The organism is Shinella sp. GW821-FHT11G07 (assembly GCF_058808115.1).
In genome coordinates this window covers 183,215-198,427 of the sequence record NZ_JBXARJ010000013.1, presented here as the reverse complement: position 1 = coordinate 198,427, position 15,213 = coordinate 183,215, and the positions used below count along the sequence as shown (strand labels likewise).

Below are 15,213 nucleotides of genomic sequence, written 5' to 3'. Positions count from 1 at the left end.
CTTCATCAAAATCTCCTCATGCATATTGCCGAGAAAATTCTACTTTTGAACCCGATTAGTGCGCGGGAGGATTACCATATTATTTCACATTGTTTACCGCCGATCTTTCCGATGCGGTCGTAGCTCAGCGGTTCCGAAATTACTCGACCCAACTCCGTTGACGGACCCTATGCGTCCAATAATTTAGTATCCCTTCCGCTCTTCCCCTCTTCCGGGCCCACACGGAGGCAAGCAATAATCTCCGCGCATTTCTAAATCTGGTTGCGCTGCTCGCTATCGATACGATAGGAGAATTTCTTGCGCAACCGCCAGCGAGATGCGTATGCCAGAAACGGTCCAGAACATTCCATTAGGTATGGCAAAAATGAATTCCAAGGCGCTAACGGCCGAGATGAAAGCTAACTTCAATTCGGCTTCCGTTTTAAAATTCAATGACGCCGTTCGCCAGGAACTGGCCGCACAGGGCGCCGCATTCAGAGCGATCGCCGGCAAAGTCGCCGATTCAGACCCGCAAAAATTCCTTACGGCTGCAACCGACATCCTTCAAGCGGGCAGCTTTGCTGATGAAGACCAGAAGAACTACATCATTTTCTCTATGCTGACGGCCACTTTTGGTTTGAGCAAAGGATCAACGCAGGAAGCAGCTATCACATCGTTGGATACCCTCCGTGAAGGCTTGAGCGCTCGCTATAGCAATTTGCCGGCATACAGTCTGATTAATGGCGCCCGCCTGATGCTCAAGAACAGTAGGAAGCCCGCATACGATTCTTTTATAGCCGCTTCAATTGGCGTTGGGGACGTCACTTCGTGCCCGAAAAAATTCTCCGGAGCCCGTTCGATCAGGCCTTACAATGATCACCCTGAATGGATGAGCGATATCCCATCACCCCATTACTTTGGGCCAATCACCTTTGAAAACACTGTTGCGCAAGGACCGGTGATCGTTTCAGCAACGTGCGACGGATTATATTTTATCAACCTAGCAGAATATCTTCTCTCGTCTTTAGATGCATCTGGCAGTTTAGCTGACATGCATTTTCATGTCATTAATTGGGGTGAGGGATGCGAGGATACGCTCGCAAAACTTCGAGCTATGAGTTCTAGAAACATCATAATTAGCCACGAAGTATACCCCTTCTCCAAGGACTATACGTATTTTGCTACATGCCGTTTCTTGAGGGCAATTCAGATAGTCGAGAAATTTGAACGGCCCATGTATTTGACAGACATGGACAACAGGATGGTCTATCCTCCGGAATCCCAAAATGACCTCCTACGTCGCGATTTCGCCGTCCGACACAACGGTTGGAGCGAATGGCTACCATGGCTCGGGCCAAACGCGGGCTCTGTCTTCATCAACAACACCAAACACGGTCGAAAATTTGCCAGCCTTCTGGCAAATTATGTTAAATCTAGGTTCACTCCGAACTCGCGTGAGAATTGGTATTTTGACCAGCTGTGCCTCAATGAGGTCGCGCATGCAATGAAACAGGTTGAGGGCATTAAAGTGCGTGATCTCTCAAGAGGGCAGCAATACAGCGGGGCGCGGCCTGCTGCCGAAACGCAGCATCTGAAACAAGCGGAAAGATAACAGCAACCGACAAGAATGATGACACCTTTTACGCATTGACCTGCCGCTGAGAATTTCCTCCAGAATGGATTCGAGTCCGGCCCACTGAGGACGGACGTATGAAGGAGCAGGAGGCCGGAACGAAAGCGGCCGATCTTTGCCGTAAGCAAGGGATTTTCTGGGCGGCCTTTTACAACTGGAAGGCCGAATACGGCGGTATGGACGTGTCCGAGGCGAAACGTCTGAAGCGTTGGAGGAGGAGAACGCCCAGATGAAGAAGCTGCCTGCCGAACAGATGCTGTATGGGGCCGCACTTCGCGAGCTTCTTTCAAAAAATGCTAGGGCCTGCCGCCAAACGTGACGCCGTTGCGTACCTAAAGGCCGTTATGGGCCTTTAGGTACGGCGGCCGTGCCAGATCATATCCGCAGAGCGAAAGACGATCCGCTATGGTCCCTGCCGACCGCGGGAGGTCGAGCTGCGGACGAAGCTGCGCGATCTTGCCAACGAGCGACGACGCTTCGGCTATCGGCGGCTGTCCATACTGCTTCGGCGGGTGGGAGAGCCGTCCAGCGTCAACCGCATCTACCGACTTTGTCGCGAGGAAGGCCTTCGGTCCGCAAACGCAAAGCGAAGCGGCGTGCCTGGGCACCCGTGCACTGATCCTGGTGGAGGCGAAGGCCAATGCGCGACGGTCACTGGATTTCGTTCATGACCAATTCGCCTGCGGCAGGCGCATCCGCGTGCTCAATATCGTGGACGACGTCACACGCCGGTCCCTGACTGCGATCCCTGACACACCGATCTCTCGACGTCGCGTTGCTCGCGACCTGACGACGCTGATCGAACGACGAGGCAAACCCGGCATGATCGTTTCGGACCACGGCAGGGAGTTCACGTCGAACGCGATCCTGGTCTGGATGGCAATGAGCTTTTGAACGAAAGCCTGTTCTTCGGCCTCGATCATACGCGCAGCGCTATCGCCGAATGGGTCAACGACTACAACCATTTCCGGCCGCATTCATCGATCGGATATCAGACTCCGGCAGATGCTGCCGGGATCATCGCCGCAACCGGCTCCAACGCTGCGGAAGGTGGAAGCTTCACGTTTCCGTCGATTGCTTAAATCGCGCCATTTGGCGTATCCAAAACCGCCGAGGAAACTTCAGCGGCAAGTCGAGATTTAAAATTGACTTATCCGATGGGAAGAGAGAATTCGCTCTCTCCCAGTAAGTCCTTGTGACTTTTGGACTTTCTGGGAGAGAGGAATGGTACGGTTGAGTGGGGTCGAACCACCGACCTCAGGTGCCACAAACCTGCGCTCTAACCAACTGAGCTACAACCGCACACGGGCGCGTTTTGGCGCGCTTGGTGCGTCACATACGGGCAACCGCACTATTTTTCAAGCGTTTTTTTGCAAGAGCCCGTAAACGAAAACGGCCGGACGATTGCCCGGCCATTGTAACATGGCGCGTAAACCCGCGCTATGTGGCGCTTCAGACGGCCTTGAAGGACTTCATGGCCTTTTCAGCAGCCGACTTGCCCGGAGCCGAAACCTTTTCGGCAACCTTCTTGGAGGTTTCCTGCAGGGTCTTGGCCTGTTCGACGGCAACTTCGGCCTGCTTGCGCAGGAAGGCGGTCTGCAGTTCGAAAAGTTCGGAAACCGACTTTACGCCGAGCAGGGCTTCCAGGTGCGAAAGCGAGTTTTCAGCATTGGTGCGAAGCGCGTCGATGGCCTTGAGGCCGAGTTCGACGGAGCCGGCCTGCGCGCTCTCAAGCGTCGCTTCGACGGTCTTGGTCGCGTCTTCGGCGGCTTCCTTCATCTTGGCATAGGCTTCCTTGGACTGCGCGGCGCCCTTTTCGGCGAAATCGCGGAAGCTTTCGGAAAGCTTGCTCGGGTCGATGGAAGCGATGGAGAATACGTCGTCGATCTTCTTGGTAGCCATTGTCTGCGCTCCTTGGTTTGGCCCTCTCTAGAGGCGCCATGTTTTTGGATGAGCTTTATATAGCCGATCTCATTTCGCATTGCAACAAAATTGTGCGCTGCACAATAAATCGTGGCGCCGTTAACCCTTTCGCCTGAAAGCCCGGGGCTCCCCGGCCTCGCCGCTGGACCCTCCGCCTATGCACGGCTATTAATAAAGCGTTAATTGAAAACCGGGACGCCGGAGTCAGATACAGGCCTGAATATGTCCGCAAAGCAGTATCCCTTCATCGACGTCGCCGTCCACGAGCGGGTGCGCCTGCCGTTTTCCCGCGGCGAGGCCGTCGTGCTGTTTTCCAGGGATATGGCCCGGGTGCTCTGGTCGAACGGTCGGGGTGCGACCCTGTTCGGCCAGGACAATATCTACGATTTTCTCGATATCGGCCCGGATCGCGCGGATGTCGCCTACCGCCAGCTCGCGGCGACGGCCCGGCAGGTGCAGGCACCGGGCGAGCGACGCGGCTTCGTCATGCGCATCGGCAGCGGCTTTCGCAGCGTACCGGTAAATGCGGTCGTCGAGGGTGTCACCATCCGCCCCGGCGAAGAGGCGATCCTGTTCAGCGCACCCGTTGCCCTCGGCCGCCAGAGCCAGGAAGACGCCGCGGCCGCCATGCTTACCGGTTTCGACGACCCGGACACGCATATGGCCGTGCTCGACGGCGAGGGCACTGTCATCGCTGCATCGGAGGGCTTTGACCGGATTGCCGTCAGCCCGGAGACGCGCCGCGCCCTCGTCGATGCCGCCGGACGCGGCGCCGAGCATCTGGTGAAGCGCCCCATCGCCACCGGCCGCGGCCACCTGCCCGCCGCCATCGGCCGCATTTCCAGCGACCCGGCACTTCACTTGCTCTTTGCCGTCGAAACCATTCTCGGCCACCTCGACCCGGATGAGGACGAGGCACAGCCTGCCGCCGCCATCGGGATTGCGGCAGAGGCCGAGCCGGTCGACGCCATCGTCCCCTCGCCGGAGAGCGAGCCGCTGGTCGAAGAAGAACGGGCTGATCCGGTCGACCCTGTTTCCGACGAGCCAGTGATGGATTCGGCCGAAGAACCTGCGGCAGACGAATCCGTTGCCGAGGAGACCGCAGCCGAAGATACGGAACCTCTGCCGGAGGAGGTCGCGGAGCCGGTCCTGGACGTGCAGCCGGAAAGCGAACAGCCGACCGCCGAGACGTCACAAGCGGTGCAGGAAGACCCCATCGCAGAATCTGTGGAAGATGCAAACGCCGCCGCAGTGGAAGAAGCTGCCACTGACGCCAGCGAGGCTGTCGAGGCTGTCGAGGCTGTCGAGGCTGTCGAGGCTGTCGAGGCTGTCGAGGCTGTCGAGGCTGTCGAGGCAAAATCCGGTTTTACCTTCAATCCGCAAGGCCGGCCCATCCGTTTTGTCTGGAAGATCGATGCCGAGGGCCGGTTCAGCGAGATTTCGGAAGAATTCGCCGCCGCCGTCGGCCCAAAGGCCGCAACGATTTCCGGTGAACGCTTCACCGATGTCGCCGCCCGCTTCGATCTCGATCCGGAAGGCAAGATCGGCGACCTCCTGCGCCGCCGCGACACCTGGTCGGGCAAGACGATCCGCTGGCCTGTTGAAGGCACCAGCCTTGTCGTGCCGGTGGATCTCGCCGCCCTGCCGACCTATTCGCGCAATCGGGAATTCGACGGTTTCCGCGGCTTCGGCATCGTGCGCATCGCCGACGCGGTTGAGGATACTCACGCGCGGGGGCTGACGCTGGACCGGTCCGTCGCCGCAGCAGAGGCAGAGGTTGAAGAAACCCTCGCCGAGGAAACCGGTACTCTGCTGGAAAGTGCTGCGGACGAACTGGATGAAGATGCGGTGATCACCGCAGACGATGTTTCCGCACTGCCGGATGAACCGGTTGTCGAAGCCGGCGAAGCACGCCCATCGGAAGAGGCAGCGGAGACGGAAGACACCGCTCCGGCCGCAGAGGCGGACGATACAACATTGCCGACGAGCGACGAACAGGACGCCTTCCGCGGCGAACGCCCGGCGCTGCGCCTTGTCGAAACCCCGACCCGCCGCCAGTCGGACAAGGTCGTGCAGCTCGAAACCCGGCGCAATCGCGGCGGTCTTTTCGATGGCCTGTCGACCGGGGAACAAGCGGCATTCCGCGAAATCGCCCGCCAGCTTGGCGAGACCTTTGGCAAACGCAAGGCGGAAGACCTCCCGTCCGGCGATGTGCCGGAGACACCTTCAAACGAACAGACAGACGCTGCAACCAGCGTCACCGAAGAGCAAGGCCAAAACGCGGAAGAGCCGATCGCGGCACCCGTGGCTGGCGTTTCCGAGACGGAAGTGCCGGGCCTCGAAGTCGGCCCGCATGCCGACGACCTCCTGCCGAACGACCATGCTGTCGAACGCACGGGATTTGCCCCATCGCGCCGGCAGATGGACTACGGCCTCACCGCCGCCGTGGTCGACGCGCTGCCGGTTGCGCTGCTCGTGCATGTCGGCGAACGGCTTATCCATGCCAATCCGGAATTCTTCCGCCTTACCGGCTACAGCAATCTCGAGGACCTCGAAGCCTCGGGCGGCCTCGATATCCTCCTGGCCGGCCCGGACGCGGAAGACGGTGACGGCATGATGGCGCTGCGCCATGCCGACGGCGAGAGCACGAGCGGGGTGCGTGCCCGCCTCCAGTCGATCCGCTGGGAGGATGGCACGGCGCTGATGCTGGCGCTGACACCGGCTCAGGAAAAACCTGCCCTTTCGCTGGTCGAGACGGCACCGGTTCCGGCTCAAAGCGACGAGCGCTCGGCCGATCAGGCGGCAGCCGCCGCGCTTCGCGTCGAGGTCAGCGAGCTGCGTTCCATCCTCGAAACCGCGACGGACGGCGTCGTGGTCGTCGGCCATGACGGCGACATTCGCTCGATGAACCGCTCGGCGAGCGCCCTCTTCAACTATGACGAAGATGAGACGCGCGGCCGGCCGTTTGCCATGCTGTTCGCCCATGAAAGCCAGAAGGCGGTGCTCGATTATCTCGCTGGCCTCGCCGGCCATGGCGTTGCAAGCGTGCTGAATGATGGGCGCGAGGTCATCGGCCGCGAGGCCGGCGGCGGCTTCATCCCGCTGTTCATGACCATGGGCAGCCTCTCCTCGTCCTCCGGCTATTGCGCGGTCATCCGAGACATCACCCAGTGGAAGCGCACCGAAGAGGAACTGCGCAACGCCAAGCGGGCGGCCGAGACGGCAAACGCCCACAAGAGCGACTTTCTTGCGCGCGTCAGCCACGAGATCCGCACGCCGCTCAATGCCATCATCGGTTTTTCCGACATGATGGCGACGGAGCGCTTCGGGCCGATCGGCCATCCGCGCTACATCGAATATGCCAATGACATCGGCCGTTCCGGCCGTCATGTTCTCGATATCGTCAACGACCTGCTCGACATTTCCAAGATCGAGGCGGGCGAGATGGATCTGGAGTTCACCGCCGTCGGCCTCAACGAGACGATCGCGGAAGCCGTCTCGCTGGTCCAGCCGCAGGCGAACGGGCAGCGCGTCATCATCCGCACCTCGCTGTCGAACAACGTGCCGCAGATCGTGGCCGACCTGCGTTCGATCAAGCAGATCGCCCTCAACATCCTGTCGAATGCCATTCGCTTCACGCCGGCCGGCGGACAGATCGTGGTGTCCACCGCCTATGAGGCGAACGGCAGCGTCGTGCTGCGCATTCGCGATACCGGCGTCGGCATGACGCGCAGCGAGCTGGAGCAGGCGATGAAGCCTTTCCGGCAGGTGACGACGGGGTCGCGCAAGCGCGGCGACGGCACCGGCCTTGGCCTGCCGCTCACCAAGGCGATGGTCGATGCCAATCGGGCGAATTTCTCAATCAGCTCCACGCCGAACGAGGGCACGCTTGTGGAAGTGATCTTTCCTTCGCCCCGCGTGTTGGCAGACTGAGCCGATTGTTCTAGACCGGGCGAAACGCCCTACGGTGCCCTGACCTTGCGCGGGGTTGCCGCATCGCCGAGGTAATGCCTTGCAGGTCTCGTCCGAAAGCGCACCGGTGCGCGTCCAGCGCCGTTCTGGTGCAGCCCGCCACCCGCTGCTGTCTGCCGCGGCCGTGCTGGCGGCTGTCATCGTGCTGATGCCGGCCATCGCCATCGTCGTGATCGCGGCAACAGGCGGCACCGATACATGGCCGCATCTCCTCAGCAACGTCATACCGCGCGCCACGCTGCGCACACTCATTCTGCTGGCCGGCGTCGGCACGATCACGGCGATCGTCGGCGTCGTGACGGCCTGGCTGGTGGCGAGTTGCGACTTTCCCGGCCGCCGGCTGCTCTCCGGCCTGCTCGTGCTGCCGCTCGCCATTCCCGCCTATCTCGGCGCCTATGCCTTTGCGGAATTCTTTTCCTTCACCGGGCCGGTGCAGACGGCCTATCGCGCGCTTTTGGGTTTCCAGACGAGCCGCGACTACTGGTTTCCGGAGGTGCGCACCACCGGCGGCGCCATGCTGGTCCTGTCCAGCGTGCTCTATCCCTATATCTACCTCGCCGCCCGCTCGATGTTCCTGATGCAGGGCCGGGCGGCGGCGGATGTAGCGCGCACGCTGGGCGCCGGACCGCTGAAGGTCTTCGCAAGAATCCAGATCCCCATGGCGCGGCCGGCGATCATGGTGGGATTGACGCTCGTCGCCATGGAAACGCTGAACGATATCGGCGCGGTCGAATATCTCGGCGTGCAGACGCTGACCTTCTCGATTTTCGATACCTGGCTCAACCGCGGCAGCCTGGCCGGTGCAGCACAAATCGCCTGCGTTATGCTGCTTTTCGTCATCTGCCTGATGGTGATCGAGCGCGCCGCGCGCCGCCGGCAGCGTTTCACCAGCCAGAAGACGACGGCGGCGGTGCACGATTCCATACGCCTCAGACTTCACGGTTGGAAGAAATGGGCGGCAAGCGTCGCCTGCCTGCTGCCGCCCGTCATCGGCTTTGCCATTCCCGTCTTCGTCCTCGGCGGCTATGCCGTGCGCCGGCTGGACCAGTTCGCCTCGACGCGGCTGCTTTCCGCGCTCTGGCAAAGCCTGCTCGTCTCGGGCTCGACGGCCCTCGCCGCGGTGTTGCTCGCCTTCCTGCTTGCCTATGCCGCCCGCTCGACGCGCTCCCGGCTGATCGCTGCCGCTGGGCGCTTCGCATCCTTCGGCTACGGTGTTCCGGGCACGGTGCTGGCCATGGGGGTGCTCATTCCCCTCGCCACGTTCGACAATGCGTTCGACGGCTTTTTGCGCGCACATGTCGGCATCTCGACCGGCCTGCTGCTTTCCGGCACCGGCTTCGCCATCATCTATGCCTGCACGGTCCGTTTCCTGACGATGGCGGAGGGCACGATCGATGCGGGCTTCCACAAGCTCTCGCCGCATCTCGACATGGCTGCCCGCACCCTGGGGCGCACCAGCGGACAAACGCTCTGGAGCGTGCTGCTGCCGATGATGCGGCCGGCGACGCTGACGGCCGCTCTCCTCGTCTTCATCGAGACGATGAAGGAACTGTCGGCGACGATCATGCTGCGGCCGTTCAATTTCAACACGCTCGCCACCCTCGTCTACGAGGACGCTTCGCGGGCGAAGGTGGAGGATGCGGGTGTGCCCGCCATCATCATCGTGGCGGTCGGGCTTATTCCCGTCTTCCTCGTCTCGCGCTCCCTCGAGCGGAAGAACGGTTAAAAAAAGAGGGCGGCAAAAGCCGCCCCGATAGGTGAATGCTGTCCAACAAAAGCGAAGGTGAACGGCTTCATGCCATCGGGTCGGGTGCGACCGGAAGCCCTCCATCGGGCGTGCTCAAGTTGATACGACTTTGCCCCGTTCCGACTTAACAAAACCTTACCCGACCGGTTTCGGCACAAACCTTTTGTTCACAACTTCGCGAGCTTGGTTAATGCAGTCGGTTAGAGAGACGTTAACGCCGGTGGCGTTCACGATTTCAGCGCCTCCAGATCGGCGAAGAGGTCCAGCGCCTCGGGATTGGCGAGCGCCTCCTTGTTCTTGACCGGTCGGCCGTGCACGACCTCGCGCACCGCGAGCTCGACGATCTTGCCGGATTTGGTACGGGGTATATCCGCGACCTGGATGATTTTGGCCGGCACATGGCGCGGCGAGGCGCCGGTGCGGATTTTGGTCTTGATCGTCTTTTCCAGCGCCGCGTCCAGCACCGTGCCGGGCGCAAGGCGCACGAAGAGCACGACACGCACGTCGTCGTCCCAGTCCTGGCCGATGCAGAGGGCCTCGAGGACCTCGTCCAGCTGTTCGACCTGGTTGTAGATTTCCGCGGTACCGATGCGCACGCCGCCGGGATTCAGCGTTGCGTCCGAGCGGCCATGGATGATGATGCCGTCATGGCTCGTCCATTCGGCGAAATCGCCATGGCACCAGATATTGTCGAAGCGCTCGAAATAGGCGGCGCGATATTTTTCGCCGTCCGGGTCGTTCCAGAACATGACCGGCATGGAAGGGAAGGCCCTGGTGCAGACGAGTTCCCCCTTTTCACCACGCACGGTGTAGCCGTCCTCATCCCAGACGTCCATCGCAAGGCCAAGGCCCGGCCCCTGGATTTCGCCACGCCAGACCGGCCGGAGCGGAATGCCAAGCACGAAGCAGGAGACGATGTCCGTGCCACCGGAGATGGAAGCGAGCTGCACGTCCGGCTTGATGCCCTCATAGACGAAGGTGAAGCCCTCCGGCGAGAGCGGCGAGCCTGTCGAGGTAAGCAGGCGCAGGCTGGAGAGGTCGTGCGTCGTGTGCGGCGTGAAGCCGCCCTTGCGCACGGCGTCGATATATTTGGCCGACGTGCCGAAGACCGCGAATTTTTCGGCCTGCGCGTAGTCGAACAGCACATTGCCGTCGGGATGGAACGGAGACCCATCGAACAGGCAGAGCGTGGCGCCGACCGCAAGACCGGAGACCAGCCAGTTCCACATCATCCAGCCGCAGGTGGTGAAATAGAACAGCCGATCACCTTCGACTAGCCCGCAATGCAGGCGGTGCTCCTTCAGGTGCTGCAGCAGCGTGCCGCCGGCCGAATGCACGATGCATTTCGGCACGCCGGTCGTGCCGGAGGAGAACAGGATATAGAGCGGATGACGGAAGGGGAGCTGCGCGAAGGTCAGTGGCTTCGCCTCGTACGGCGCCGTCAGCGCTTCGAGCGAGCGGCCATCGGCAAGCGACGCGGCAAGCGCTTCGGCATCGCCGGCATAATGCACCACAAGAACCGGCACACCGAGCTTGCCGGCCACCGCCTGCACCTTGGCGGACACATCCTGGAGCTTGCCGGCATACCAGTAGGCATCGCAGGTGATAAAGAGCTTGGGCTCGATCTGGCCGAAGCGGTCAAGCACGCCCTGCTCGCCGAAATCGGGCGAACAGGAGGACCAGATAGCCCCCAGCGAGGCGGTGGCGAGCATGCAGGCGATGGTCTCCGGCATGTTCGGCATCATCGCGGCAACGCGGTCGCCCTCGCCTATGCCGAGTGCTGCAAAGGCCTGCTGCAGCTTCGAGACGCGGGCGCGGAGCTCGTCCCAGGACCAGCGATAGGAGACCTTGTCTTCGCCGCGGAAAACGATCGCATCGCCAGGGCCGGTCGCTTTCAGGAGGTTCTCGGCAAAATTCAGCTGGCCGTCGGGGAAGAAGCGCGCTTCCAGCATGCGGTCGCCGTTTTCGAGCGCCACATTCCCCTTTGCGCCGATGACGCCACACTCGTCCCAGACCGCAGTCCAGAAGGCAGCGCGATCTTCCACCGACCAGGCGTGAAGATCGTCAAAGGTTCTGAAGTCGCGTCCGGCGGCCTGGCCGGCGGTCTTCATGAATTGGGCCATCGGGCTTTTTGTCAGGATTTCGGCCGAAGGTTCCCACAGGGGGGTTTCTGACGTCATGCTGTCCTCCACTCCATCGCACTTCGTATAGCATGTTGCGCCGCAGTATAAAGCGGCGAACGCCGGTTCGCGCCGTTGCCGACCGCAATTCCGCCATGGCACCATTTGATTTCTTGGTCCCAAGCGCCTATCCCCGTTCGCCTGTCGAAATGTGAACGCTGCCGGCCAAGGACCTGCATCCGAATGATCCTTTCCCGTTTTTTCCAATCACGGCATCTGGTGCTGGGCTTCCTTGCGATCGTCGTCCTCGTCGCGGCGGTGCGCGTCGGTTTTCCGTTCCTCGTCCAGACGGATACGGTGCGCCGGGAAATCGGGGAGACGCTGGAAGCCTGGACGGGTGCCGATGTCGAGATCGGGCGCGAGGCGGAGTTTTCCTTCTGGCCCTATCCGCAGGTGACGATCGGCAACGTGCGCGTCATCGATCCGCAGGCGCAAGCCGGCAACCGGGAGCTCGCCTCCATCGAGAGCCTTTCGGCAAGCTTCGATCTCTTCGGTGCGGTGCGCGGCAAGCCCGTCTTCGGCGATTTCGATCTCGTGCGCCCGACGATCCACGTCGGCTGGAAAGCCGACGGCACGTTCAACTGGCGCCACAGCGGCTGGCTGATGCAGGCGATCGATGCTACCGCCGCGGTGGCCGAGGGGCAGGCGACACCCGAACTGCCCGCAGAACGCATCGGCACGATCAACGTGACCGACGGCACGATCGAAGTGCAGCACGAAAACGGCAGCGCGCCGTTCCGGATTTCCGACATCAATGGCGATATCGACTGGGCAGCCCTCCGGCGGCCGCTCGACCTGACGCTGTCCGGCATCATCAATGGCGAAATGACGCGCTGGACCTTCTATTGCGACCAGCCGCTGGCGCTCCTTGCCGGGCGCAATGCCACGGTGCGCACCAATCTGTCCGCCGATCCGACCACCGTGAATTTCGAAGGCCTCGCCAACCTTTCCAGGAACGCCTTCGTCTCCGGCAACCTGTTGCTCTCCACGCCATCGCTCGGCCACCTACTGGCCTGGCAGGGCAAGGAGATCCCCTCGGTCGGCAGCATGGGCCAGGTGACGGTAGAGGCGAAAGTGGCGACGGCCGGGTATTCGGCAAAGCTCGAACAGCTCAAGCTGACACTTGCCAACGCGCAGGCGACCGGCGTGCTCGACATCAACATGCCGCCCGATGGCGTGCCGCAGCTGGGCGGCACCCTCGCCTTCGATCACATCGATCTGCGCGCCGTCCTGACCGCCTTCGCACCGGGTGCCGAGCAGAATACCGCAAGCATCGACACCGCCTTCGTTCACCAGTTCGGCATGGATCTCAGGCTATCGGCCAAGACGGCGGATTTTGCGCCCTTCTCCCTGCAGGACCTTGCGGCCGGCATGCGCATCGAGAACGGCCGCGCCTCCTTCGATGTCGGCGACAGCACATTGCTGGGCGGGCGCGCAACCGGGCGAATCTCGCTTTCCGAACAGGGCATCCGTGGCGGTGGCCGCTTGCAGATGTCGCTCGGCGATGTGGATATCGGCGCGATCGTCAGCACGCTCGCCTTGCCGGGGCCCCTGCCGTCAGGACGCGGTTCGGCGGATTTCGAGCTTTCGACGGAACGGCCGCTCTGGGCGACGACGCTCTCGGATGTGTCCGGCCAGTTCCGCCTGCGCATGGGAGCGGGCACGCTCACCCATTTCAACCGGCAGGCCTTCGAGGAACGCGCGGGGCAAAATGCCTTCTTCAACTTCTCCGAAGCGGCGGACGGATCGTTCGATTTTGTGCGGGCCGATGTCGAGGCCAAGCTCGATCGCGGTCTTGCGGAACTGACGAAAGCGGAGATCGAGGGCAACGAGAAGATACTGGCGCTCTCGGGCATGATCCCCTATCGCAGCGGCAGCGTGGCGCTGGCAGGCTCGCTCGCCGACCGGCCGCAGGCGGATGCGACCGCCGTCGTCAATCCGACGATCAGCTTCTTCGTCGGCGGCTCCTGGCCGGAACCGGTGATCTCGCCGATTTCCATCCTGACGGGGCAGCAGCCCCGCCAGTAATTCTTTGACAGATATCAGCGGCCGGCGAAGGCCGCCTGCTCATCCCTGACGCGCTGGACTTCGCGCCGCTTCGTCATGATCGAAGCAATGATGACGCCGATGGCGACGAAGCCGATGAGCAGCGTGCAGGCCGCGTTGATCTCCGGCGTCACACCGAGGCGCACCTGGCTGTAGATCTTCATGGGCAGCGTCGTGGCACCGGGGCCGGAGGTGAAGCTCGAGATGACGAGGTCGTCGAGCGACAGCGTCAGTGCCAGCATCCAGCCCGACAGCACGGCCGGCGCGATGATCGGCAGCGTCACCTCGAGGAACGTCTTCACCGGCGTAGCACCGAGATCCATCGCCGCCTCCTCGACCGAGCGATCGAAGGAGAGCAGGCGCGACTGCACCACGACCGTCACGAAACACATCGAGAAGGTGATATGCGCGAGCGTCACCGTCACGAAGCCGCGGTCGAAGCCGATGGCGACGAAAAGCAGCAGCAGTGACAGGCCGGTGATCACTTCCGGCATGACGAGCGGCGCATAGACCATGCCGGAGAACAGCAGACGACCGCGAAAGCGCGTGTAGCGGGTGAGCGCCAGCGCCGCCATGGTTCCAAGGGCCGTCGCGATGGTGGCGGACAGCAACGCCACGCGGATGGTCACCCAGGCCGCATCCATGAGGCCCTGGTTATGGAAGAGTGCAACATACCATTTTGTCGAGAAACCGCCCCAGACCGTCACGAGCTTCGATTCGTTGAACGAGAAGACGACCAGAAGCACGATCGGCAGGTAGAGGAAGGCAAAGCCGAGAACGACGGAAACGATGTTGAAACGGGACCAGCTGTTCATGGTTCTACCTCCCCTGCTCTTCGGCCTTGGCCTGCGCATTCTGGAAGAACACGATGGGCACGACCAGAATGAGGAGCAGGATGGTGGCAACGGCGGCCGAGACCGGCCAGTCACGGTTTGCGTTGAATTCGTTCCACAGCGTCTTGCCGATCATCAGCGTCTGTGACCCGCCGAGCAGGTCGGGGATAACGAACTCGCCGACGGCCGGGATGAAGACGAGCATGCAGCCCGCGACGACACCCGGAATGGAGAGCGGGAAGGTTATCTTCCAGAACGCCGAGATCTGCGGGCACCCGAGATCCTGCGCAGCCTCGATCAGCGTGTTGTCCATCTTTTCCAGCGCGGAATAGAGCGGCAACACCATGAAGGGCAGGTAGGAATAGACGATGCCGATATAGATCGCCCAGTTGGTGCCGAGAATGATCAGCGGCTGGTCGATGACGCCGATGCTCAGCAGGAACTGGTTGAGCAAGCCTTCGGGTTTCAGGATCGCAATCCAGGCATACACGCGGATCAGGAAGCTCGTCCAGAACGGCAGGATGACGAGCATCAACAGCGTCGGGCGCAAGGTGCGCGGCGCCTGTGCCATGCCGTAAGCGATGGGGTAGCCGATGAGCAGCGTGATGAGGGTCGAGACACCCGCAATCCACAGGCTCGACAGATAGGCGTTCATATAGAGCGCATCTTCGGTCAGCCAGACGTAGTTTGCGAAACTGAACTGCCCGATCTTGCCGAAGAAGCCGGAAAGACCATCCGCCAGCGCGAAGACCGGCTCATACGGTGGCTGGGCGATTGCGGTGGTCGAGAGCGAGATGCGGAAGACGATGAAGAACGGAATGAGGAAGAAGAACAGCAGCCACGCATAGGGAAGGATAATGACAAGGCGGCTGAAGATGGCGGAGCCGAGCTTGTTCATCG

The 15,213-nt window shown here is 61.6% G+C and carries 8 protein-coding genes, 1 tRNA gene and 1 pseudogene; 5 read left to right on the top strand and 5 right to left on the bottom strand.

What is annotated here, in order from left to right:
* The first annotated feature begins 322 nt into the window (after nucleotides 1–322).
* Nucleotides 323–1,591 carry a hypothetical protein gene (locus AC1RT2_RS23935; RefSeq protein WP_493105888.1) on the top strand — a complete coding sequence of 423 codons (1,269 nt, stop codon included), beginning with the start codon at nucleotides 323–325 and terminating at the stop codon, nucleotides 1,589–1,591.
* Nucleotides 1,592–1,689: 98 nt separating this feature from the next.
* Nucleotides 1,690–2,694, top strand: a pseudogene (locus AC1RT2_RS23930) (integrase core domain-containing protein).
* 143 nt (nucleotides 2,695–2,837) lie between these two features.
* Here AC1RT2_RS23930 and AC1RT2_RS23925 read toward each other — a convergent pair.
* Nucleotides 2,838–2,914 (bottom strand) — tRNA-His (locus AC1RT2_RS23925).
* Nucleotides 2,915–3,064: 150 nt separating this feature from the next.
* Complete coding sequence (locus AC1RT2_RS23920; protein WP_069059900.1) at nucleotides 3,065–3,514, bottom strand: phasin; 450 nt, start codon at nucleotides 3,512–3,514, stop codon at nucleotides 3,065–3,067.
* Between the two features lie 243 nt (nucleotides 3,515–3,757).
* Here AC1RT2_RS23920 and AC1RT2_RS23915 point away from each other — a divergent pair, with 243 nt between their 5' ends.
* The gene (locus tag AC1RT2_RS23915; protein ID WP_493105887.1) at nucleotides 3,758–7,468 is read left to right on the top strand and encodes an ATP-binding protein; all 3,711 of its coding nucleotides are present in this window, start codon (nucleotides 3,758–3,760) and stop codon (nucleotides 7,466–7,468) included.
* 187 nt (nucleotides 7,469–7,655) lie between these two features.
* On the top strand, nucleotides 7,656–9,233 hold the full coding sequence (locus AC1RT2_RS23910) for an ABC transporter permease (RefSeq protein ID WP_493105903.1): 1,578 nt from the start codon (nucleotides 7,656–7,658) through the stop codon (nucleotides 9,231–9,233).
* Nucleotides 9,234–9,481: 248 nt separating this feature from the next.
* Here the strand turns inward: AC1RT2_RS23910 and AC1RT2_RS23905 are convergent, their stop codons facing one another.
* A complete protein-coding gene (locus AC1RT2_RS23905; protein WP_493105886.1) occupies nucleotides 9,482–11,434 on the bottom strand; it encodes an acetoacetate--CoA ligase in 1,953 nt (650 codons plus the stop codon).
* 183 nt (nucleotides 11,435–11,617) lie between these two features.
* On the opposite strand from AC1RT2_RS23905, the gene AC1RT2_RS23900 reads away from it, so the two are divergent.
* Nucleotides 11,618–13,462 carry an AsmA family protein gene (locus AC1RT2_RS23900; protein WP_493105885.1) on the top strand — a complete coding sequence of 615 codons (1,845 nt, stop codon included), beginning with the start codon at nucleotides 11,618–11,620 and terminating at the stop codon, nucleotides 13,460–13,462.
* Between the two features lie 14 nt (nucleotides 13,463–13,476).
* Here AC1RT2_RS23900 and AC1RT2_RS23895 read toward each other — a convergent pair whose 3' ends face one another.
* Nucleotides 13,477–14,295, bottom strand: a complete 819-nt coding sequence (locus AC1RT2_RS23895; RefSeq protein ID WP_069059905.1) for an ABC transporter permease — start codon at nucleotides 14,293–14,295, stop codon at nucleotides 13,477–13,479.
* A 4-nt stretch (nucleotides 14,296–14,299) separates the two neighbouring features.
* On the bottom strand, nucleotides 14,300–15,211 hold the full coding sequence (locus tag AC1RT2_RS23890; RefSeq protein ID WP_069059906.1) for an ABC transporter permease subunit: 912 nt from the start codon (nucleotides 15,209–15,211) through the stop codon (nucleotides 14,300–14,302).
* Nucleotides 15,212–15,213: the final 2 nt, after the last annotated feature.

Excerpts from the sequence above, each read along its gene's own strand:
- AC1RT2_RS23935 (WP_493105888.1), top strand. The coding sequence starts at position 323 with ATGCCAGAAACGGTCCAGAACATTCCATTAGGTATGGCAAAAATGAAT.
- AC1RT2_RS23920 (WP_069059900.1), bottom strand. The coding sequence starts at position 3,514 with ATGGCTACCAAGAAGATCGACGACGTATTCTCCATCGCTTCCATCGAC.
- AC1RT2_RS23915 (WP_493105887.1), top strand. The coding sequence starts at position 3,758 with ATGTCCGCAAAGCAGTATCCCTTCATCGACGTCGCCGTCCACGAGCGG.
- AC1RT2_RS23910 (WP_493105903.1), top strand. The coding sequence starts at position 7,656 with ATGCCGGCCATCGCCATCGTCGTGATCGCGGCAACAGGCGGCACCGAT.
- AC1RT2_RS23905 (WP_493105886.1), bottom strand. The coding sequence starts at position 11,434 with ATGACGTCAGAAACCCCCCTGTGGGAACCTTCGGCCGAAATCCTGACA.
- AC1RT2_RS23900 (WP_493105885.1), top strand. The coding sequence starts at position 11,618 with ATGATCCTTTCCCGTTTTTTCCAATCACGGCATCTGGTGCTGGGCTTC.
- AC1RT2_RS23895 (WP_069059905.1), bottom strand. The coding sequence starts at position 14,295 with ATGAACAGCTGGTCCCGTTTCAACATCGTTTCCGTCGTTCTCGGCTTT.
- AC1RT2_RS23890 (WP_069059906.1), bottom strand. The coding sequence starts at position 15,211 with ATGAACAAGCTCGGCTCCGCCATCTTCAGCCGCCTTGTCATTATCCTT.